The sequence below is a fragment of the Bradyrhizobium aeschynomenes genome (assembly GCF_013178945.1).
GTDB classification, from domain to species: Bacteria; Pseudomonadota; Alphaproteobacteria; order Rhizobiales; family Xanthobacteraceae; genus Bradyrhizobium; species Bradyrhizobium aeschynomenes.
This window is the reverse complement of sequence record NZ_JABFDM010000023.1, coordinates 1-17,816: the sequence shown is the minus strand read 5'-3', so window position 1 is coordinate 17,816 and position 17,816 is coordinate 1. Positions and strand designations below refer to the sequence as shown.

Genomic DNA, 17,816 nt, shown 5'->3' with positions numbered 1-17,816 from the left:
GGGACGGCTGACGCGGACGCGCGTCAGAGTGTTTTCGGCATCGCATAGCCCGGGCGCGGATGGCTGTCGTAATATTCAGGGCGTTCCGGCCAGCCGCCATCGGCGATGATCTTGAAGGTCGCGACCGTCACCGGCGCGCCGGGCGAGCAGGACACTTCGGTGAACTTGATCTCGCGCTCGCCCGGGCCTGCCGAGAAATCGGCAACCGTGGTGCCGTCGGCCTTGCGGGCTCGCGCGAAGCCGGGCGTGCCGACGGTGGCGGCGGGTACGGCGGCGGCGACGAAGTTCGGCTGCTCCAGGCCATCGACCGCGGGTCCAAACGCCGGCGAGGCGAAGGTGAAGGTCGCGAGCACGCCGCTGCGGTCGACCGCCTTGTCGGCGGTGGTCGGACGCGCCACGGAGTAGACCGTCAGCGTGCCGCCGTCGAGGGCCGCCTTGATGTCGTCGAGTGAGCTTTCGACGAAGTCCAGTGTCACGTTCATGTCGATCTCCTTACAAAGAGGCGCCTTTGCAGGAGAAATTTTCAAGTTCTGTGCCAGTCTCTCGCAACAGCGAGACAGATGCCGGGACGCGGAGTTGCGCGAATCTTGCAACGTGATCCGCTAGCGAGCCGACCGCTGCTCTCATCGCGCTGAAAGCGGCGCTGTCGGACATGCGCCAGACATCGATGAGGCCCGACAATGACCACCGACGTCGCCTACGCCATCTGCAGCTTCAACGACATCCCAAGCCGCCGCGCCATGGGCTTCCAGCTCATGATCGTCGCGGAGGACGGCAGCCATCGCCCCTGGCCGATCTTCGTGATCCGTTGGGGCAAGCAGGTGTTCGGCTATCTGAACATGTGTCCGCACGACAAGGTGAATCTCGACTGGGAGCGCAACCAGTTCATGGACGGCAACGGCCTGCGCATCCTCTGCGGCAAGCACGGCTCGCTGTTCGAGATCGGCACCGGGATGTGTGTCGACGGCCCCTGCAAGGGCGAGAGCCTGACGCCGGTGGCGCTGTCGGTGATCGACGGCGACATCTGCGTCACCGGCGTGACGCTTGTCGAGGATGACGAGGACAATGAGGAAGAGACCGGTCTGCAATGTGAGGAAGGCTGAGATCTCACATGAAGTCCCGGCGCGAGGGCCGGGACTTCAGCTTGTGCTAGGTGCCGTTTCTAACCTCTTGGCACCTCAACTTATGTGATCCTCGCTGTCATCGTCCGCGAAGGCGGACGATCCAGTACGCCGTGACGTCTCGGCTCTACATCGTCTGCCGCGGCGTACTGGATGCTCCGCCTTCGCGGAGCATGACAGTTTTGAGAATGGCGAGAAAACCTCAAACCGGCCGGTTCTCGTTGCGGTTCTTCACCGGCTCCATCTTGGCCAGCGCGTCCGCATAGGCGATGACCTCGTAGCTCTCGTTGAACTTCACCGCGGCGTCGAGCACGTAGTCGAGCTTGCCGGCGGTATCGAGCTTCTTGATGTCGTTCTTGTCGATGCTCAGGAGGTCCATCATCTCCTTCCAGACCGTCGATTCATCGCACGGCAGGACGTAGAACGTCACGTCGCCCATCTTGATGCGATACTTCGCCAGGAGGTCGATGTTGTTGCAGAACATGAAGTAGCTGCCGTCCGGCTTCAGCAGACCCTTGAGCACCTCGGCTGCCGTCTCGAGATAGGCCAGCGAGTGGATGTAGCCGACCAGCACCGGGATGGTCGGCTCGCCGTCGTTGACGATCGTCAGCACCTGCTCGATCGAGAAATCCGGCGGGCGCTTCTCGTCGGCGACCTGGGTCTGGAATTTCAGCGCGATATCGCCGCGGAAGCCGAACCGGCCGGGCTTGGTGGTCGGCGCCTTCAGCACGGCGTTGAGCAGCCTGCCTTCCTTGTCGAGTTGCGCGAGCGCGGTGGTCTCGATTGCAACCGTCTTCTCCAATGTTGTCATCAGCAAATCCCCTCGCATGTCGTTCATGAGCCGTTCGCCGCACGGCGCGGTCAAAAGGGCGGTGATGCAAGTTGTCTGCCGATGTGTGTTGCGCGTTGATTTGCTTGAAAGTTTTGCCCGTCGGGCCGATCGATTGTCGGATTTGCGCCGCGACATCGCGGCGTCACGGCCGCGACACGGCACGAACCGCGCCTGTCGCAAAGCCGACACGCGTCGGAAACGCCACAGCGGCATCGCGAAAAGCCCTGTTGTTTCAGGCGATTGTTGGATGGCACGAGACTTGCCAATTCTGCTCGCAACAGCCGAATGGGAAAGGCCAGACGATGATGATCAACCTGACCGACAGCGCCATCAATGCGGTCCGCAACGCGATCACGACCTCCGACAAGCCGGTCGACGGCCTCCGGATCATGGTCGAAGCCGGCGGCTGCGCCGGGCTCAAATACAACATGGGCCTGGTCAGCGGCAGCGAACCCGAGGACACCGTGATCGAGCGCGAGGGTGTGCGCGTGCTCGTCGATCACAAGAGCCTGGAATATCTCGAGGGTACGACGATCGATTTCGTCGTCGCGCTGGAAGGCTCCGGCTTCACCTTCGAGAACCCCAACGCCAAGTCGAGCTGCGGCTGCGGCAAGTCCTTCGCGTAACTCCTGCTTGATCCATCAACACAAGAGAAGTGACACCATGCTGGTCGAAACCCAGGGTATCGTCGAAGCGCCGGCTCAGATGAGCGAGCGGGAGCGGATCATCCGGGCCGTGATCGAGGAGGTTCGTCCGAACCTCAAGCGCGACGGCGGCGATTGCGAGCTCGTCGAGATCGACGGCAACAAGATCATGGTCAAGCTTGCCGGAGCCTGCATCTTCTGCAAGCTCGCCAGCGCGACGCTGGAAGGCATCCAGGCCCGCATGATCGAGAAGCTCGGCGAGTTCGTCCGCCTTGTTCCGGTGGCCGGCGCAGCGAAGGCGCGGCATTAAGGAGCGGCCGTGCGCCCGGTGTACCTCGACAACAACGCCACGACGCGCGTCGACCCCGAGGTCGTCGCGGCGATGTTGCCGTTCTTCACGGACCAGTTCGGCAATGCCTCGTCCTCGCATGCCTTCGGCAGCGAGGTCGCGGGCGCCGTCCGCCAGGCGCGCAAGGGCCTGCAGGCGCTGCTCGGCACCGCGTTCGATCACGAGATCGTCTTCACGTCCGGCGGGACGGAATCCGACAGCACCGCGATCTTGTCGGCGCTGGAGACGCAGGAGGGGCGGGACGAGATCGTCACGACGGCGGTCGAGCACCCGGCGATCCTGACGCTGGTCGAGTATCTCCGCGACAAGCGTGGAGTGACGGTGCACTTGATCGGTGTCGATGCCGCCGGGCGGCTCGATGTCGACGCCTATAAGCGCGCGCTCGGACCGCGCACCGCGATCGCCTCGGTGATGTGGGCGAACAACGAGACCGGCACACTGAATCTGATTCCGGAGCTGGCGAAGCTTGCGCATGACGCCGGCGCGCTGTTCCACACCGATGCCGTCCAGGCCGTCGGAAAGATCGCCATCGATCTGAGATCGGCCGGTGTCGACATGCTGTCGCTGTCCGGACACAAGCTGCACGGGCCGAAGGGCATCGGTGTGCTGTATGTCAGGAAGGGCACGCCGTTCGCGCCGCTGATGCGCGGTGGCCCGCAGGAGCGCCGCCGCCGCGGCGGCACCGAGAACGTGCCTGCCATCATCGGCCTCGGCAAGGCGGCCGAGCTCGCCGCCAAACATCTCGCCGACGAGCAGGGCCGCGTGCGCTCGCTGCGCGACCGGCTGGAGCAGGGCATCGTTCAGGGCGTCGGCCATTGCGCCGTGCTCGGCGATCCCGAGCAGCGGCTGCCGAACACCGCCAACATTGCGTTCCAGCATCTCGAAGGCGAGCCGATCGTGATGTGGCTGAACCAGGCCGGCATCGCCGCCTCGCTCGGCTCCGCCTGCGCTTCCGGCTCGATGGAGCCGTCGCATGTGCTCAGGGCGATGAACGTGCCGCCGGAACTGCTGCGCGGCGCCGTGCGCTTCTCGTTGTCGCGCGACACCACCGACGACGACATCACGCGTGTGCTTGCCGTACTGCCCGACATTGTCGGCCGTCTCCGCCAGACCTCGCCCGCCTGGCTGCAACATCATCCGTCAAACGCGGCGGACGCCCTTCGTCCCACGGAGCTTACGCAATGAAAGTCATGATCCGCCGCTCGCCGGAAACCGGCCTCTCGATCTACGTCCCCAAGAAGGATTTGGAGGAGCCGATCGTCGAGTCCGAGCACGAGACCCTGTGGGGCGGCTGGATCCGTATCGCCAATGGCTGGGTGCTCGAGCTGCCGCAGATGGCCGCCGACACGCGGCTGCCGATCACGATCAATGCGCGCAAGCGCGGGGGAGAAGGGGACGAGTGATGAATGCGCCGCTTCCTCATATCGACATCATCAAGCAGGCCGACGCCGAGGCGCTGCTGAAGGATGTCGTGGCCAAGCTCAAGGCTGGCAAGGTCGTCCCGTTCCTTGGGCCCGCGGTGTCGGAGCAATCCGGCGCCCCGGTACCAATGAATCCGGAAGCCCTGGCCGCGTTCTTCGGCACCAAGGTGGCGCTGCCGCGCCGGGCCAAAGGCAACGCCTGGGCGTCGGCGCAGCACATCGAGAGCACGCGTCATCGCTCGACGGTGACGGCGCTCATGGCGGAAGCCTTCGCGGCGCCGGTCGCGCCGACGCCGCTGCAGCAGCATCTCGCGTCGTTGCCGCTGCCGATGATCGTCGACAGCTGGTATGACGGCGCGATGCGGACGGCGCTGGCCGGACGCGGCGACTGGGGCGAGGTGCAGGGCATCACCCGCGCCCATATCGGCGAAGACCGCTGGTATCGCTTCTACGACGCCGCGGGCGGCGAGAGCGATCGTGAGAAGGCCAACGGCTGGACCACGCTGCTGTACAAGCCGCACGGCGGCATCACGCCGGCCAAGAACTTCCTGATCACCGACGCCGACTATGTCGAGGTCCTGACCGACATCGACATCCAGACGCCGATTCCCGACACCGTGAAGGATCGCCGTACCGATCGCGGCTTCCTGTTCATCGGCTGCCGCTTCAACGACCAGCTGCTGCGCACCTATGGCCGCCAGGTCATCAAGCGCTCGGGCACCGAGCACTACGTCCTGGTCGAGCCGGATACGCTGTCGAAGAACGAGCTGAAGTTCTTCATCGCCGAGCGGCTGACGCCGATCGCAATTCCGCTCGCCCGCGCGACCGAGATCATCATCGGCAGCTGAAAGCGATCCGTTACATTTACGAGCAGCGCGGCCGCAAGCCGCGCTGTTTTGCTGCGCGCCCTCGGCTCGATCCGAGTCTGTAACGTTTCTAACAACGCATCAAACGAGAGGCTTTCGCATGTTGGCAAGGCGACAGCCGCGATGATTTTGCTAAGGCGTTGATAGTTCGCAAGAATGATCTTGTCCGCGGCGTGGCACGCGAGTTGCTGAACTCCTTACCAAGGCGGTTTGCGGCTCGCCAGCAACGTTAAGGAGCGGACATGGACGCGTCAGTGCAGCACGACCAGGCGACGATACCGGACGGCGACAAGCTGAGCTCGGTGATGCAGACCATCGCAGAACACAAGGGCTGCGGCACCTCTGGCGGCAGCGGCAAGGCGAGCTGCGGCTCGGGTGCCGGCGAGAACGACCTGCCGCCGGAGATCTGGGAGAAGGTGAAGAACCATCCCTGCTACAGCGAGGAGGCGCATCATCACTACGCGCGCATGCATGTCGCCGTGGCGCCCGCCTGCAACATCCAGTGCAACTACTGCAACCGCAAATACGACTGCGCCAACGAGTCGCGTCCGGGCGTCGTCAGCGAGAAGCTCTCGCCGGAGCAGGCTGCCAAGAAGGTGCTCGCCGTCGCCTCGACCATTCCGCAGATGACAGTGCTCGGCATCGCTGGCCCCGGCGATCCGTTGGCCAACCCCGAGAAGACCTTCAAGACCTTCGAGCTGATCGCGCGTACCGCGCCCGACATCAAGCTCTGCCTGTCGACCAACGGCCTCGCGCTGCCCGACCATGTCGACACCATCGCCGGCTTCAACGTCGACCACGTCACGATCACCATCAACATGGTCGATCCCGAGATCGGCGCGAAGATCTATCCCTGGGTGTTCTGGAAGCACAAGCGTTACACCGGCGTCGAGGCCGCCAAGCTGCTCACCGATCGCCAGCTGCAGGGCCTGGAGATGCTGACCGAGCGCGGCATCCTCTGCAAGGTCAACTCGGTGATGATCCCGGGCGTCAACGACAAGCACCTCGTCGAGGTCAACAAGGCGGTGAAGTCGCGTGGCGCCTTCCTGCACAACATCATGCCGCTGATCTCCTCGCCCGAGCATGGCACCGTGTTCGGCCTGACCGGCCAGCGCGGCCCGACCGCGCAGGAGCTGAAGGCGCTGCAGGACGAGTGCGAAGGCGAGATGAACATGATGCGGCACTGCCGCCAGTGCCGCGCCGACGCTGTCGGCCTGCTCGGCGAGGACCGCTCCGCCGAGTTCACCACCGACAAGATCATGGCGATGGAAGTGAACTACGACATCGACAGCCGCAAGGCCTATCAGGAGGCGGTCGAGAGCGAGCGCGTCGCCAAGGTCGTTGCCCGCCAGGAGGAGCTTGCCTCGCTCGCCGGCCAGTCCAGCGACATCAAGCTGCTGGTCGCGGTCGCGACCAAGGGCTCGGGCCTGATCAACGAGCATTTCGGCCACGCCAAGGAGTTCCAGGTCTACGAACTCTCCACGGCCGGTGCGAAGTTCGTCGGTCACCGCCGCGTCGACCTGTACTGCCAGGGCGGCTATGGCGACGAGGACAGCCTCGAGACCGTGATCCGCGCCATCAACGACTGCCATGCGGTGTTCGTGGCCAAGATCGGCGGCTGTCCGAAGAGCGACCTGCAGGCCGCCGGCATCGAGCCGGTCGACCAGTTCGCCCATGAGTTCATCGAGAAGTCGGCGATCGCCTGGTTCAAGAGCTACCTCGACAAGGTCAACAGCGGCGAAATCCAGCACGTCGTGCGCGGCGACGCCGAGATCCGCCAGGGTGCTCTGACCTCGGCGGCGTGAGATCCGATCCCGGCGGCGCTCCGGCGCCGCCGGCCCCTTTCGACAGGAGCGTTTCATGACTTTGAAGATCATTGCCTCGCAATGCACGAGCTGCTCGGCCTGCGAGCCCGAATGTCCGAACGTGGCGATCTCCGAGAAGAACGGCACCTTCGTGATCGACCCCAAGAAGTGCACCGAGTGCATCGGCCATTTCGACGAGCCGCAATGCGCCGCGGTCTGCCCGGTCGACAACACCTGCGTCATCGACAATTCGTTCCCGCGCTACCAGCCGCCGGCCTGAGGAGAGCCCGATGAACTTCACGCTCACGCCAGCCGCGCAGAAGTTCATGCGCATGATGCTGCGGGCCGACGGCACCGCCGGCTCCGGCTTCCGCCTCGCGGTCTCGCCCGGCGGCTGCTCGGGTCTGGCCGCCGACATCAGCGTGCTTGCTGCGCCTCAGCCCGGCGATGCCGTGGTCGAGCGCGACGGCGTCAAGCTGTTCCTGCCGGCCGAAAGCCGGCTGCTGCTCGACGGCGTCACCATCGATTTCGCCGATACCGCGACCCAGACCGGACTCGTATTCCACGATCCGAAGCAGGTGTCGTGCTCCAGCCACGCGCTGAAGGCGCTGCAGGACTAGGACCGCACCATGCCGACCGATGCCCGGCCCACCTCCCAGACTGCCATCGAGGACGCGCTGCTTGCCGACGCGCTGCTCGGTGGCGGACTGCCGGAAGAGGCCGAGCGTCAGCTGTGGCAGGCCAGTCAGAGCTATCACCTCGACGATGTCGCCGAGGCCCATCTCAAGCAGGCCGAGGCGCTGGCGCCGGATCATGCCGCCGTCCTGATCGGCTTTTACCGGTTCTATTTCTACAAGGGGCGGCTCACCGACGCGCTGCGCATTGCCAAGCGCTGCCTGACCAAGGCCGCGGTCGAAAATCATCTGCCGCCGCATTGGCGCGACGTCCGCCCCGAGCATGCCGAGTTCGGCAGCTTCGACCACATGCTGCCGCGCTTCTTCATGTTCACGCTGAAGGGCTACGCCTACCTGCAGATGCGGCTCGGCAATCTCGTCGAGGGGCGGCTCGCCGTGCAGAAGCTGCTCGACCTCGATCCGAGCGACAAGATCGGCGCACGGGTCCTGCTCGAGGTGGTCGACCGGGTGGAGCTCGACGATGAGTGACGACATCGACGAAGCCATCGACTGGCAGGGCCACGAGATCAGCTGCACGGGCTGTGCCCACGAGCAGCTGAGTTCTGCCGGCGGCTGCAAGCTCCGCCACGCCTGCGTGCACGACCGCTACGCCCGGCGTATCGACCGGTTCTTCAACTGGAATCCGGCGCTTGCCAACGATTACGTCAAGCATCCACACTTTGAGGTGCGCGCGATCGCGGCCAAGCATGCCAGCCCGTTCTACCTGCCGCCGCTGCTCGACGATCCCGAGGAGACGGTGCGCTGGAATGCGGCGCGGCGGTTGCCGAAACGTCTGGTGCTGCGGCTGCGTCATGATCCGCATCGCGAGGTCCGCATCCGGATCGCGACCGTGCTCGATCCGGAAGACCTGATGCCGATGATGATGGACGACGATTATTACGTCCGTCTCGTCGTCGCGCGCCGGATCGTCCCGTCCGTGCTCGGTCGCATGATGGGCGATCCCGAGGCCGAGGTCCGCCGTGTCGTCGCGCGCCGCATCCCCAGCGACTGGCTGCTTGGCATGATCAGCGATCCTGACGCGCGGGTGCGGCTGGAGATCGCCGAGCGCCTGGCGCCCGATCTGCTCACGGCGATGCATAGGGACGCCGATTGGCGCGTGCGCCACGAGGTCGCGAGCCGGATCCCGCTTGGCGAGCTTGCCGAGCTCGCGCACGACGAGGATCCGCTGGTGCAGGAGATGGCCCGGAGCCGGCTCGACAACCGTTCGGGAGCAGCGATGGAGAAACCGGCATGAGCAACATCGTTCGTGACAGCGAAGTCGTCGAGCTGTCGGCGCCGCCCTACTTCACGTTCGGCGAGAAGGTCAAGGCGAAGCGTACCATCCGCAACGACGGCACCTATGCGGGCAAGGAGATCGGCGAGATTCTCGCGAAGAAGGGCGAGATCGGCTACGTCGTCTCGATCGGCACCTTCCTGCAGCAATTCTACATCTACGGCGTCGAGTTTCTCGAAAGCGGAAACCGCGTCGGCATGAAGCGCAAGGAGCTCGAATCCACCGTTCCCCGCGGGGACGCCGAGGACGAGCTGCCGCTGCCGGGAGCGTACAGATCATGATCGAACCGCGGATGCCGAAATACCAGTGGGGCCAGCGCGTGAAGGCGCTGATCGACCTGGTCAATGACGGCTCATTCCCGAACGCGCCGGCCGAGGCCAAGCTCGTGGGCGTCGGCGACATGGGCGAGATCGTCCAGGTCGGCACGCACACGGAAGCAAACATGCCGATCTATCTCGTCGAGTTCGGCGAGAAGCTCGTCGTGGGCTGTCTGGAAGAGGAGATCGTCCCGGTTTGAGGGCGATGATCAGTCATGGTGGCAGCCGCGCGTCAGCCCAGCTTCGTCCTGCCTGCGCATCCGAACGAGCTGGATCGCAGGCGGATCGAGCGCGCGCTGAAGTCGCGGAAGCGCTACCGCTATGTCGAGCCTTTGGTCGTGCCGGTTGCTGAAGGTTATCAGGTCCGCAGTCCGTGCTGCTCGCGCAACATCGACAAGGACGGCGGGGTGATCGACGTAGCGCTGCTGCGTCATGATCCCGCGAAGACGATGTGGAAGCTGTTCTGGAGAGATCACGCGAAGGGGATCTGGGAGCTGCACAGCGTGCACCAGCGGTTGACCGCGGCGGTCGACGAGCTGAACGCCGACCCAGAGCGGATCTTCTGGCAGTAACGAGAAGGACGGGTGAGATGGCATTGGCCGAGCAGGAACTGAATGAGATCGCGCAAGTCCTCGAACAACCTGACGCCGGGAGCACGGCGTTCGGCGAGCTGCGTCGCCGCTTTCCCAAGCTGGTTCTGACCCGCTGCGACGCCTCGGATGTGACGGAGGCGCCGTTCCGCACCTACGCTGTGTTCGACCTGCATCTGCTCGACGCCAGCGAGCATTGTGCGGGCGTCACCGACGATCCCGCCAAAGCCACCGGCCTGATCCTGGCCAAGCGGAGCTGATCATGACCAAGCCCTATCTGGTGCATGACGCCGACAGGCAGGACCAAGACGAGGTCGAGCTGACGCCGGTCGGCTCCGACTTCATCCCGCTGTCCGATCCCGACATTACGACGGCGGAGATCGCGGCGGTCGAGGCGACCTTGCGCTCGCCGCGGCTGTCCACCGGCCCGCTCGTCGAAGAGTTCGAAGCCGCGTTCGCGGCCTATCTCGGGCGCAAATATGCCATCGCGGTTCCGAGCGGTACGCTCGGCCTGCTGCTCGTGCTCAAGGCGATGGGGATCGGAGCCGGTGACGAGGTGATCGCATCGTCCTATTCGTTCCGCGAGGTCGCGCACGCGATCAGCGTCGCCGGCGCCAAGCCGGTCTTTTCTGATATCGACTACTACTCCGGCACGCTGGCGCCCAGCAAGATCGAGGCGAGGATCACGGCGCGGACCAAGGCGATCCTGGCCGGCAACACCAACGGCCATCCGGCGAAATGGACCGAGCTGCAGGCGATCGCAAAGGCGCATGGTCTGCCGTTGATCGAGGATTCGAGCGAGGCGATCGGCTCGAAATATCAGGGCGCGCTGGTCGGCACGTTCGGCGCAGCCTCCGTATTCGACTTCTCGCAGCCATTTGCGCTGACCTGCGGCGAGGGCGGCATGATCGTCACCGATGACGTCGACATCGCAGTTGCGGTGCGCCGGCATCGCTCGCACCGTCTCGACGAGCGGGCCTCGGTCGTCGTTTGCAGCACCCCGTCGCATCAGGCGGTCATGAGCGACGTCACCGCAGCGCTAGGACTTGCCCAATTGAAGCGCATCGACGAGATCCTCGAGCGCCGCAAGCTGATCGAGCAGATCTATTACAGCGAGGTGCAATCGTTCGAGGGCATCAAGGATCCCTATGTCGGCCCTGACGTCACCGAGGTAAACTGGTTTCTCTATCAGGTGCATCTGGGGACGCGGTTCTCGAAATCGAGCCGCGACTCGATCGTCGAGGATCTCCGGGTCGAGCAGGTCGAGGCCGTCGCCTATTCCAATCCGCTGCACCTGCAGCGGCACTATTTCGACATGGGCTATCGTCGTGGCGACTATCTCGTGACCGAGAAGGTCGCCGATCGCGTCGTGGCCCTGCCGTTCCACGTCCATCTGACTACCGACCAGATCGCCTTCATCGTCGCCACGATGAAGGACGCATCGGTCAATGTCGGAGCAGGCGCGGCGATCTACTGACGAGTTCTGATCTCAAACCCAAGAACTTCAAACCCAAGAAGGAGACTCCAAATGGCAACTCTGACAGTCATGCCCTCCGGCAAGACGATCGAGGTGGGCGAGGGCACCACCATTCTCGCGGCACTGCTCGCAGCCGAGGTCGAGATCCCGCACAAGTGCGAGGGGCAGGCCAAGTGCGGCTCGTGCCACATCTTCCTCCAGGAAGGACGCAAGGGCGTCTCGAAGGTCAGCAAGCTCGAAAACGAGAAGCTCGACACCATCGTGGGCGTTGGCTCGAAGTCCCGCCTCGCGTGCCAGGCGACGATCCTCGGCACCGAGAACGTCAAGATCGAGCTGCTCGGCTTCTCGTCAGGTCTGTAACAGGAGGATCACATGGACAACATCACGCTTCACGTTCGTTTCGCCCCAGATGGCACCGTCGCCGAGATCAGCGAGCGGCCGGCGGCGCTGACTCCGCAGCAATGGTTCAACAAGCTGAGCGAGGCGATCGGCATGAAGGCCTATCAGACCTTCGCCGGCGGCCGCGGCGTTTTCAAGGTCGCCCGCGACCAGGTCGAGGCCCTGAAAGCCGCTGCCGTCGTGTGACAACTACGCTGCGGGTGATCGACGCGAGCGGCGGCATGAGCACCGATACGGTTCAGTTCTTCGTCTCGTATACGGGCGTCAAGCTGCCGCTGCGCCTGGTGACGGCGATTGCACCGGAGCAGCTGTCGAACCGCAACACCTTCATCCGTGGCCGATTCAATGCCGCTGGTGCGCTGACTGGGTTCGAGAAGGTCGTGTACGGCGAGATCGAGCTCACCCATCGGTATGATTATCACCCCAACGGGACGTTGCGCCGTGCCGAGATCGTGATGCTCGATGAGGATCCGGTGACGCTCGATTTCGACGAGACCGGCGCTGCCGTCGCCGGGCGGGACGGCGCGTGAAGGACCATCGTGGTGAGGGAGCAATTGTGACGGTCGCCAAGCTGATCGAGGCTCTTGCCAGCATGCCCAAGGACGCTATCGTGCTGATGGACTCCGGCGCCGGACTGTCGCGGGTCGATGCGTTGGAGCTCGTGGCCGAGCAGGGGCCCGGCGCACCGGCCGAGGTGATCCTACAGCCGAGCTTGGATGAATAGAAGCAGGACTGATCGGATGGCGGACGCGGGCACGACAGAGACTGACACGTCGGCGACAGGGCCGGTGATCACGCCCTATGAGCGGATCGGCGGCGCCGTCGTGATCGATCGCCTGGTCGACTCGTTCTACCATCGGATGGATACGCTGCCTGAGGCCAGGACGATCCGGGACATGCACGGCACCAATCTGGGGCCGATCAAAGTCATCCTGAAGCGCTATCTCTCGGAATGGCTCGGCGGTCCGAAGCTGTACTCGCCGGAGAAGGGCCATCCGCGGCTGCGCCAGCGTCACATGGGGTTTCCGATTGGCAACGCCGAGCGCGACGCGTGGCTACTCTGCATGCGCGGCGCGCTGGAGGAGACGGTGGCCGATGTTGCAGCCCGCCAGGATGTCGACGCCGCCATGACCAAGCTCGCCGACTGGATGCGCAATCAGGCCGGCAATCCCCACGATGCGCGTGCCGCGCGGCCGTGAGCGGAATGGTTCTCGCCGGGCTAACGCAATCTAAGTTGAGCGACGATGCAAATGAATGCGCCATCTCCCCTTGTGGGAGAGGGCATGTAGGACAGTGCGTCGTACTCGGTTGGGTGAGGGGTTTCTATCCACGAGCCTGACACGCGGAGAGGACCCCTCACCCAAGCGAGTTCGGGGAAGGGCTGGCGATGCCCTCTCCCACAAGGGGAGAGGGCGCTGTATCGGGCAGCGCAACGCTTGTTGATCTTGATCTTAAATCTGTAGGGTGGGCAAAGCGAAGCGTGCCCACCGTGGCCCGATCAACAGACACCGCCGTCGGGGTGGTGGGCACGGCGCATATCCGGCAGTGCTAACTCACCACCGCCGGTCGCGCCTTTGCCAACTCTACGCGTTCTAACTAATACAACGGAACGCCGAAAAAATTCTCGTCGTCACCTCCCCACGCCCGGTGCAGGGCCAGGGCATTCCGCCATTGCGCCACCTCGGCCTCGCTCGCGTTGCGGTGGGTGATCTTGCCGTCCGGCATCTCCGCAAGCAGATACGTCTTGCCGTTGCGGATGAAGCGGTTGAGGTCCTTCGTGTCGTTGGGCCGCACCACGCAGCGCGGCCGCTCGTCGATCAGGATGGTGGTCGGCTGCATCGCGACGCTCGCTCCATCGGGTGTCAATCGGCCGGCGGGCCCATGTCGTCGTCGGCCTTCTTCTTCTTTTTCTTGTCGGTCTTGGCGAGCGCGTAGGCGCCGGCATTCTTCAATGTGATCGGCGGCTGGCCGACGACATATTGCGAGATCCAGGCCAGCGTTCGCTCCTGCGCCATCGCGGTGGCTGTCTCGTCATAAGTGTCGCCCTCCGCATCGAAGTCATGGGCGGCATTGGGATATGAGAAGGCGCTGACCTCGGGATGGTGGGCGCGGAACATGCTCACGGCGGGAAACGGCACGATCGGATCGGCCTCACCGAAGTGCAGCAAGGTCGGCACCTTGCGCTTGGCGCCGGCGGCGTCGACCACGCCGATCGCGTAGTAGCTCACGGCGCAGGCAAGACCGGATACACGGTTCGCGGCGCTGTAAGCGAGGCCGCCGCCGGCGCCGTAGCCGACCACGGCCACCTTGCCGCACTCCTTGACGCTGTCGACGGTCGACTGGATCTCTGCCAGCAGAGGGGCCACCGGATCCTGTGCGGCTGCCGGTGCCTCGCCGTCTGCGGTGGCCTCGACGGCAGCGGGAGGCGACAGCTCCGGCGCGATGACCACATAGCCGCTCGCAGCGAAAGCATCGGCGACCTTGCGGATCTTGCTGCTGCCGCCGCCGTCCGGCAGCACGACGATGGCGCCTTTCGGCGTGTCGGCCGGATCGGCACGGAACGCCTGGAAGGTGTGTCCGTCATGGGCGGTGAGCTTGATGGTGCTCTCTGTGGCCATGTGATGCTCCTGCTTCCGTTGGCGCGGTCGGCGCGCGTTACAACAAGCCCAGTTCCAGGGCAGTCTCTTCGGACATCCGTGACTTGTCCCACGGCGGCTCGAACACGAGCGTCACCTTGACGGAGACGACACCGTCGACGGCCTGTACAGCGTCCTCGACCATGCGGACGATCTCGCTGGCGACGGGGCAGCCCGGCGCCGTGAGCGTCATGTCGATCTCGACGGCACCGCCGCCTTCATGCGCGATGCGATAGACCAAGCCGAGGTCGTAGACGTTCACCGGGATCTCCGGATCGTACACTGTCCGCAGCGCCGCGATCACGCTCTCGGCGGCGTCCTGGGAGCCGGTCGCGAGGGCGCTTTGCGACGGGGAAGGAGGGGGAGCGGCGTGCATGCTCATCATGCGTTGGTTCCTCTCTTGGTCCTGGTTCGCACCGGGAGATGGTCGTTTGAAGTCGTGTCGAGGTTGCGCTTGGGATGCTGCATGGCTGGGCCTCATTCCGCTCAGAGTCCGTCGGCGAGCGCCGCCACGACCGGCCATCCGACCGCACCGGCCGGATCGAGTTGGCGCAGCGCTGCGAGCATCTCGCCTGCGTTCTCGGGATCGTTCTTGCGCAGATGGATGAAAGCCAGCGCCTTCAGGGTGTAGAGCGCGAAGCGCCCGGCACCGTCGGGCAGCGGATCATGCGGCACCCATTGCCGCCAATCCGACGGCCAGCCGGCTTGTCTTGCGGCTTCGGCAAGGCCGAGTTCGGCCACCGCCTTGGCTTCGTCGAGATGGCCCTGATAGGTGTGAATCTTATAGAGGCAGAAGTACGTCGGCAGCTCATGCGGGGCGGCCGCCAGCGCCTGGCGAAACAGCCGGTCGGCGCGCGCGTGATCGCGGCGGTAGGCCGCCACGCCCTGCTGCAGCAGCGCGTCGATCTCCTCGGGAAGATCGCCGAAGTTGATCGTGTCGGGTTCGCTGACGAGTTCGAGCATCTGCATTGACCTCGATCAAATCACTGCAAGACGCGGACCGTTTTTGCGGTGATGCGGCAGAGGCTGTCATCGCGGCGAAGCAGGCGAAAACGCACGGGCATGTTGGATTTTCAACGCAGGTCCGGATCGCATTGCCGTCCTTGTCGCAAAGCCGACGCGTCCGTCGTTAATTTGGCGCTTCAGCAGAGCCGGCATAGCGCTTGTAAGCCGCAAATGACTGGTTCGGCGTTTGCATGACGCCATCATCAATCCAGCGGGAGACACAATGATGGCGATGGCGGCAACTGATATCGAGCGTCTGATCAAGGAGGCGTTCCCGGATGCGGTCGTCGTGATCGAGGATCTGGCCGGTGACGGCGACCATTATTCGGCGCGCGTCACCTCGCAGGCTTTTGCCGGAAAGAGCCGGGTACAGCAGCATCAGATGGTCTATTCGGCCCTCAAGGGGCAGATGGGCGGCGTGCTGCATGCGCTGGCGCTCGAGACGTTACTGCCGAAATGATCGCTGCCGCGACACCTCCATGGACGAAAGGATAAGATCAATGTCGACATCCGAACGCATTCAGAAGCTGATCGACAGCAATGACATCGTTCTCTTCATGAAAGGCGTGCCGGCGGCGCCGCAATGCGGGTTCTCCGCTGCGGTAGCCCAGATCCTCGGCAAGCTCGACGTGCCCTATGAGAGCGTCAACGTGCTGGCCGATCCCTTCATCCGCGAGGGCATCAAGGAGTTCTCCAACTGGCCGACCATTCCCCAGCTCTACGTGAAGGGTGAGTTCGTCGGCGGCTGCGATATCGTGCGCGAGATGTTCCAGGCCGGCGAGCTCGCAACGTTGCTGGCCGACAAGGGCATCAAGGCGTCCGCATCATGAGCGACGGCAGTGTCGCCGAAGCGGATGACGAGTTCGAGATTCCGCAGCTCTACAAATATCACGCCTTCGTCTGCCTGACGCAGCGTCCGCCGGGTCATCCGCGCGGCAGCTGCGGCGCGCTCGGCGTGCAGCCGTTGTGGGACCGGCTGACCAAGACCATCGAGGCGCAGCGCTTGACCGACATCGGCGTCACCGCCGCCGGGTGCTTCGGCTTCTGCAGCGCCGGGCCGATGATGGTGGTCTATCCCGACGGCATCTGGTATCGGCCGACCAAGCCCGAGGACATTGACGAGATCGTCGAGTCCCATTTCAAGCAGGGCAAGCGCGTCGACCGTCTGGTGATGGTGCTGAAGCGGTAAGAGATTGACCGGAGCCGCTCAGCGCGGCTCCGGGCAGGGCGACGCTTCGGGACGCGTGCAGCTCTGCACGTCGTCGAGATCATCATCCCGTTGCAGCAGCGACAACACCGGTTCGCGGTCGAAGCCCGCGCAGCACTGGCCGCCGGCCTCGATCAGCGGACGGCGGATCAGCAGCGGATCTTCCAGCATTAGATCGATCGCGGCGACGGCCTCGATCGCCTCCGGTTCGATCTCGCCTGATTTGACGCGCGGCGAGGCCGGGTTGAACCAGGACCACACCGGCGTCCCGGCGAAATAGGCGCGCAGCCGCTCGCCCGTCCAGGGTTCGGTCAGCAGATTCCTGGCCTCGACGTCGTGACCGGCGCGCGTGAGTAACAGCTTCTGCCGGGCATTGGTGCCGCAGCCCGGCTTCTCGTAGAACACGACCGTGGTCACGTCAGAGCCCGCCGAGCTGGACCAGCTGCGCGCCGCCGGCGCGGCCGAGAATGGTGTCGACCTTCTTGCGTACCGACTCGATCGTGAGCGGCTTGACCACCGCGCCATGCGCGCCGGCCTTCAGTCCTTCGATCGCGATCGCCTCGTCCGCCTTGGCGGTGACGATCAGGATGCGGACACCCTTGAACTTCGCGGCGATCTCACGCACCAGCTCGGGTCCGCGCTGCTTCAGAAAGGACACTCCGAGCAGAACCACGTTCGGCGCCAGCCAGTCGACGCCCTTCTCATAGGCTTCCTCCGGTGTCGCCAGCTCATGGGTCTCGATCTCATCGTGCAGCATGAACTGCAGGGCCGCACGGGTGATCTCGTCGTCATCGATCACGAACACGCGCCGCTGGTCCACCGCTTTCGCCGTCTCAACTCCGATCTGCATCGCATCCTCCTCAAACCTTGGCCGCAAGGCTGCGATCACGATCTAGCAAATCTCGTTCCGGGCTCGGAGCCGCAGGAAAGCCGCCATTGTTGTGTCGTTCCGGACAGTGCAGAGCGTCATCGGATCTTGCGAAGGATTCCGATGTCGGGTTTGCAACAAGCCTCCGTCGTCGGCGAATCGCGCTTCATCTCCTTCAAAACATGATTGTTTTCGGTCCCTATCGGCGCTGGCACAGCCGTTGCAAAAACCGTTGCCAGGCAATGGTTGAGGGCTGAGTGCACGCCGACGCTTCGGACGAGCGATGCTCTCCTTCCCAATAACCCGTCTGC

33 protein-coding genes are annotated in these 17,816 nt (G+C 64.3%); 24 read left to right on the top strand and 9 right to left on the bottom strand.

Annotation, left to right across the window (positions count from 1 at the left end):
* Nucleotides 1–23 precede the first annotated feature (23 nt).
* Nucleotides 24–482, bottom strand: a complete 459-nt coding sequence (locus HL666_RS33645) for a hypothetical protein (protein WP_006609667.1) — start codon at nt 480–482, stop codon at nt 24–26.
* Nucleotides 483–680: 198 nt separating this feature from the next.
* On the opposite strand from HL666_RS33645, the gene HL666_RS33640 reads away from it, so the two are divergent.
* Complete coding sequence (locus HL666_RS33640; protein ID WP_172185782.1) at nt 681–1,103, top strand: Rieske (2Fe-2S) protein; 423 nt, start codon at nt 681–683, stop codon at nt 1,101–1,103.
* Between the two features lie 220 nt (nt 1,104–1,323).
* On the opposite strand, the gene HL666_RS33635 is transcribed toward HL666_RS33640, so the two are convergent.
* On the bottom strand, nt 1,324–1,932 hold the full coding sequence (locus HL666_RS33635; protein WP_172185780.1) for a hypothetical protein: 609 nt from the start codon (nt 1,930–1,932) through the stop codon (nt 1,324–1,326).
* Between the two features lie 326 nt (nt 1,933–2,258).
* On the opposite strand from HL666_RS33635, the gene HL666_RS33630 reads away from it, so the two are divergent.
* The 20 genes from HL666_RS33630 to HL666_RS33535 all read left to right on the top strand — a co-directional run bounded on the left by HL666_RS33630 (nt 2,259) and on the right by HL666_RS33535 (nt 12,988).
* Complete coding sequence (locus tag HL666_RS33630) at nt 2,259–2,579, top strand: HesB/IscA family protein (RefSeq protein WP_008960276.1); 321 nt, start codon at nt 2,259–2,261, stop codon at nt 2,577–2,579.
* A gap of 37 nt (nt 2,580–2,616) precedes the next feature.
* A complete protein-coding gene (locus HL666_RS33625) occupies nt 2,617–2,907 on the top strand; it encodes a NifU family protein (RefSeq protein WP_008960277.1) in 291 nt (96 codons plus the stop codon).
* Nucleotides 2,908–2,916: 9 nt separating this feature from the next.
* Nucleotides 2,917–4,131, top strand: a complete 1,215-nt coding sequence (gene nifS / locus HL666_RS33620) for a cysteine desulfurase NifS (protein ID WP_172185778.1) — start codon at nt 2,917–2,919, stop codon at nt 4,129–4,131.
* Nucleotides 4,128–4,349, top strand: a complete 222-nt coding sequence (gene nifT, locus HL666_RS33615; RefSeq protein ID WP_006609673.1) for a putative nitrogen fixation protein NifT — start codon at nt 4,128–4,130, stop codon at nt 4,347–4,349. Before nifS ends, nifT begins: the two co-directional genes overlap by 4 nt.
* On the top strand, nt 4,349–5,215 hold the full coding sequence (locus tag HL666_RS33610; protein WP_172185776.1) for an SIR2 family NAD-dependent protein deacylase: 867 nt from the start codon (nt 4,349–4,351) through the stop codon (nt 5,213–5,215). Before nifT ends, HL666_RS33610 begins: the two co-directional genes overlap by 1 nt.
* Before the next feature lie 260 nt (nt 5,216–5,475).
* Nucleotides 5,476–7,038, top strand: coding sequence for a nitrogenase cofactor biosynthesis protein NifB (gene nifB / locus HL666_RS33605; RefSeq protein WP_172134712.1), 1,563 nt, complete (start codon nt 5,476–5,478; stop codon nt 7,036–7,038).
* A gap of 55 nt (nt 7,039–7,093) precedes the next feature.
* A complete protein-coding gene (locus tag HL666_RS33600; RefSeq protein ID WP_006609676.1) occupies nt 7,094–7,318 on the top strand; it encodes a YfhL family 4Fe-4S dicluster ferredoxin in 225 nt (74 codons plus the stop codon).
* 10 nt (nt 7,319–7,328) lie between these two features.
* Nucleotides 7,329–7,658 carry a HesB/IscA family protein gene (locus HL666_RS33595; protein WP_172115351.1) on the top strand — a complete coding sequence of 110 codons (330 nt, stop codon included), beginning with the start codon at nt 7,329–7,331 and terminating at the stop codon, nt 7,656–7,658.
* Nucleotides 7,659–7,667: 9 nt separating this feature from the next.
* Nucleotides 7,668–8,201, top strand: coding sequence for a hypothetical protein (locus tag HL666_RS33590; protein WP_172185774.1), 534 nt, complete (start codon nt 7,668–7,670; stop codon nt 8,199–8,201).
* The gene (locus HL666_RS33585) at nt 8,194–8,967 is read left to right on the top strand and encodes a 4Fe4S-binding leucine-rich repeat protein (protein ID WP_172134716.1); all 774 of its coding nucleotides are present in this window, start codon (nt 8,194–8,196) and stop codon (nt 8,965–8,967) included. Before HL666_RS33590 ends, HL666_RS33585 begins: the two co-directional genes overlap by 8 nt.
* Entirely contained in the window at nt 8,964–9,287 is a 324-nt protein-coding gene (locus HL666_RS33580) for a nitrogen fixation protein NifZ (protein WP_006609680.1), read from the top strand. Before HL666_RS33585 ends, HL666_RS33580 begins: the two co-directional genes overlap by 4 nt.
* Nucleotides 9,284–9,523 (top strand): nitrogen fixation protein NifZ, encoded by a 240-nt coding sequence (locus HL666_RS33575; RefSeq protein WP_006609681.1) that lies wholly within the window; start codon nt 9,284–9,286, stop codon nt 9,521–9,523. Before HL666_RS33580 ends, HL666_RS33575 begins: the two co-directional genes overlap by 4 nt.
* A gap of 15 nt (nt 9,524–9,538) precedes the next feature.
* Entirely contained in the window at nt 9,539–9,895 is a 357-nt protein-coding gene (locus HL666_RS33570; protein WP_172185772.1) for a DUF3024 domain-containing protein, read from the top strand.
* Nucleotides 9,896–9,912: 17 nt separating this feature from the next.
* Entirely contained in the window at nt 9,913–10,173 is a 261-nt protein-coding gene (locus HL666_RS33565; RefSeq protein WP_172134717.1) for a DUF6129 family protein, read from the top strand.
* 2 nt (nt 10,174–10,175) lie between these two features.
* A complete protein-coding gene (locus tag HL666_RS33560; protein WP_172185770.1) occupies nt 10,176–11,390 on the top strand; it encodes a DegT/DnrJ/EryC1/StrS family aminotransferase in 1,215 nt (404 codons plus the stop codon).
* Between the two features lie 51 nt (nt 11,391–11,441).
* Nucleotides 11,442–11,750, top strand: a complete 309-nt coding sequence (locus HL666_RS33555; RefSeq protein ID WP_172185768.1) for a 2Fe-2S iron-sulfur cluster-binding protein — start codon at nt 11,442–11,444, stop codon at nt 11,748–11,750.
* Nucleotides 11,751–11,762: 12 nt separating this feature from the next.
* On the top strand, nt 11,763–11,975 hold the full coding sequence (locus tag HL666_RS33550; protein ID WP_172115338.1) for a hypothetical protein: 213 nt from the start codon (nt 11,763–11,765) through the stop codon (nt 11,973–11,975).
* A 35-nt stretch (nt 11,976–12,010) separates the two neighbouring features.
* On the top strand, nt 12,011–12,319 hold the full coding sequence (locus HL666_RS33545) for a DUF6156 family protein (protein WP_172115336.1): 309 nt from the start codon (nt 12,011–12,013) through the stop codon (nt 12,317–12,319).
* Nucleotides 12,316–12,513, top strand: coding sequence for a hypothetical protein (locus HL666_RS33540; protein ID WP_172185761.1), 198 nt, complete (start codon nt 12,316–12,318; stop codon nt 12,511–12,513). Before HL666_RS33545 ends, HL666_RS33540 begins: the two co-directional genes overlap by 4 nt.
* 16 nt (nt 12,514–12,529) lie before the next feature.
* Nucleotides 12,530–12,988 (top strand): group II truncated hemoglobin, encoded by a 459-nt coding sequence (locus HL666_RS33535; RefSeq protein WP_172115334.1) that lies wholly within the window; start codon nt 12,530–12,532, stop codon nt 12,986–12,988.
* 397 nt (nt 12,989–13,385) lie between these two features.
* On the opposite strand, the gene HL666_RS33530 is transcribed toward HL666_RS33535, so the two are convergent.
* From HL666_RS33530 to HL666_RS33515, 4 genes are all read right to left on the bottom strand, one after another.
* Nucleotides 13,386–13,628, bottom strand: a complete 243-nt coding sequence (locus HL666_RS33530) for a hypothetical protein (RefSeq protein WP_172115332.1) — start codon at nt 13,626–13,628, stop codon at nt 13,386–13,388.
* A gap of 23 nt (nt 13,629–13,651) precedes the next feature.
* Nucleotides 13,652–14,407, bottom strand: coding sequence for a dienelactone hydrolase family protein (locus HL666_RS33525; protein ID WP_172185766.1), 756 nt, complete (start codon nt 14,405–14,407; stop codon nt 13,652–13,654).
* 37 nt (nt 14,408–14,444) lie between these two features.
* Nucleotides 14,445–14,807 (bottom strand): iron-sulfur cluster assembly protein, encoded by a 363-nt coding sequence (locus tag HL666_RS33520; protein ID WP_172115383.1) that lies wholly within the window; start codon nt 14,805–14,807, stop codon nt 14,445–14,447.
* Between the two features lie 104 nt (nt 14,808–14,911).
* Nucleotides 14,912–15,394, bottom strand: a complete 483-nt coding sequence (locus tag HL666_RS33515; protein WP_172185763.1) for a tetratricopeptide repeat protein — start codon at nt 15,392–15,394, stop codon at nt 14,912–14,914.
* A 262-nt stretch (nt 15,395–15,656) separates the two neighbouring features.
* Between HL666_RS33515 and HL666_RS33510 the strand changes: the two genes are divergently transcribed.
* The 3 genes from HL666_RS33510 to HL666_RS33500 are packed head-to-tail and all read left to right on the top strand — an operon-like array spanning nt 15,657 to nt 16,619.
* A complete protein-coding gene (locus tag HL666_RS33510) occupies nt 15,657–15,890 on the top strand; it encodes a BolA/IbaG family iron-sulfur metabolism protein (RefSeq protein ID WP_172115381.1) in 234 nt (77 codons plus the stop codon).
* A 40-nt stretch (nt 15,891–15,930) separates the two neighbouring features.
* Nucleotides 15,931–16,260 carry a Grx4 family monothiol glutaredoxin gene (grxD, locus tag HL666_RS33505; protein WP_172115326.1) on the top strand — a complete coding sequence of 110 codons (330 nt, stop codon included), beginning with the start codon at nt 15,931–15,933 and terminating at the stop codon, nt 16,258–16,260.
* The gene (locus HL666_RS33500) at nt 16,257–16,619 is read left to right on the top strand and encodes a (2Fe-2S) ferredoxin domain-containing protein (RefSeq protein WP_172134723.1); all 363 of its coding nucleotides are present in this window, start codon (nt 16,257–16,259) and stop codon (nt 16,617–16,619) included. Before grxD ends, HL666_RS33500 begins: the two co-directional genes overlap by 4 nt.
* An 18-nt stretch (nt 16,620–16,637) precedes the next feature.
* Here HL666_RS33500 and HL666_RS33495 read toward each other — a convergent pair whose 3' ends face one another.
* The 3 genes from HL666_RS33495 to HL666_RS34040 form a co-directional block, all read right to left on the bottom strand.
* The gene (locus HL666_RS33495) at nt 16,638–17,054 is read right to left on the bottom strand and encodes an ArsC/Spx/MgsR family protein (RefSeq protein ID WP_172134724.1); all 417 of its coding nucleotides are present in this window, start codon (nt 17,052–17,054) and stop codon (nt 16,638–16,640) included.
* 1 nt (nt 17,055) lies between these two features.
* Nucleotides 17,056–17,487: a response regulator transcription factor gene (locus HL666_RS33490; protein WP_041756928.1), complete on the bottom strand. Its 432-nt coding sequence runs from the start codon at nt 17,485–17,487 to the stop codon at nt 17,056–17,058.
* A gap of 116 nt (nt 17,488–17,603) precedes the next feature.
* The coding region (locus HL666_RS34040; RefSeq protein WP_210262444.1) for a hypothetical protein at nt 17,604–17,816 on the bottom strand (213 nt) is incomplete at its 5' end.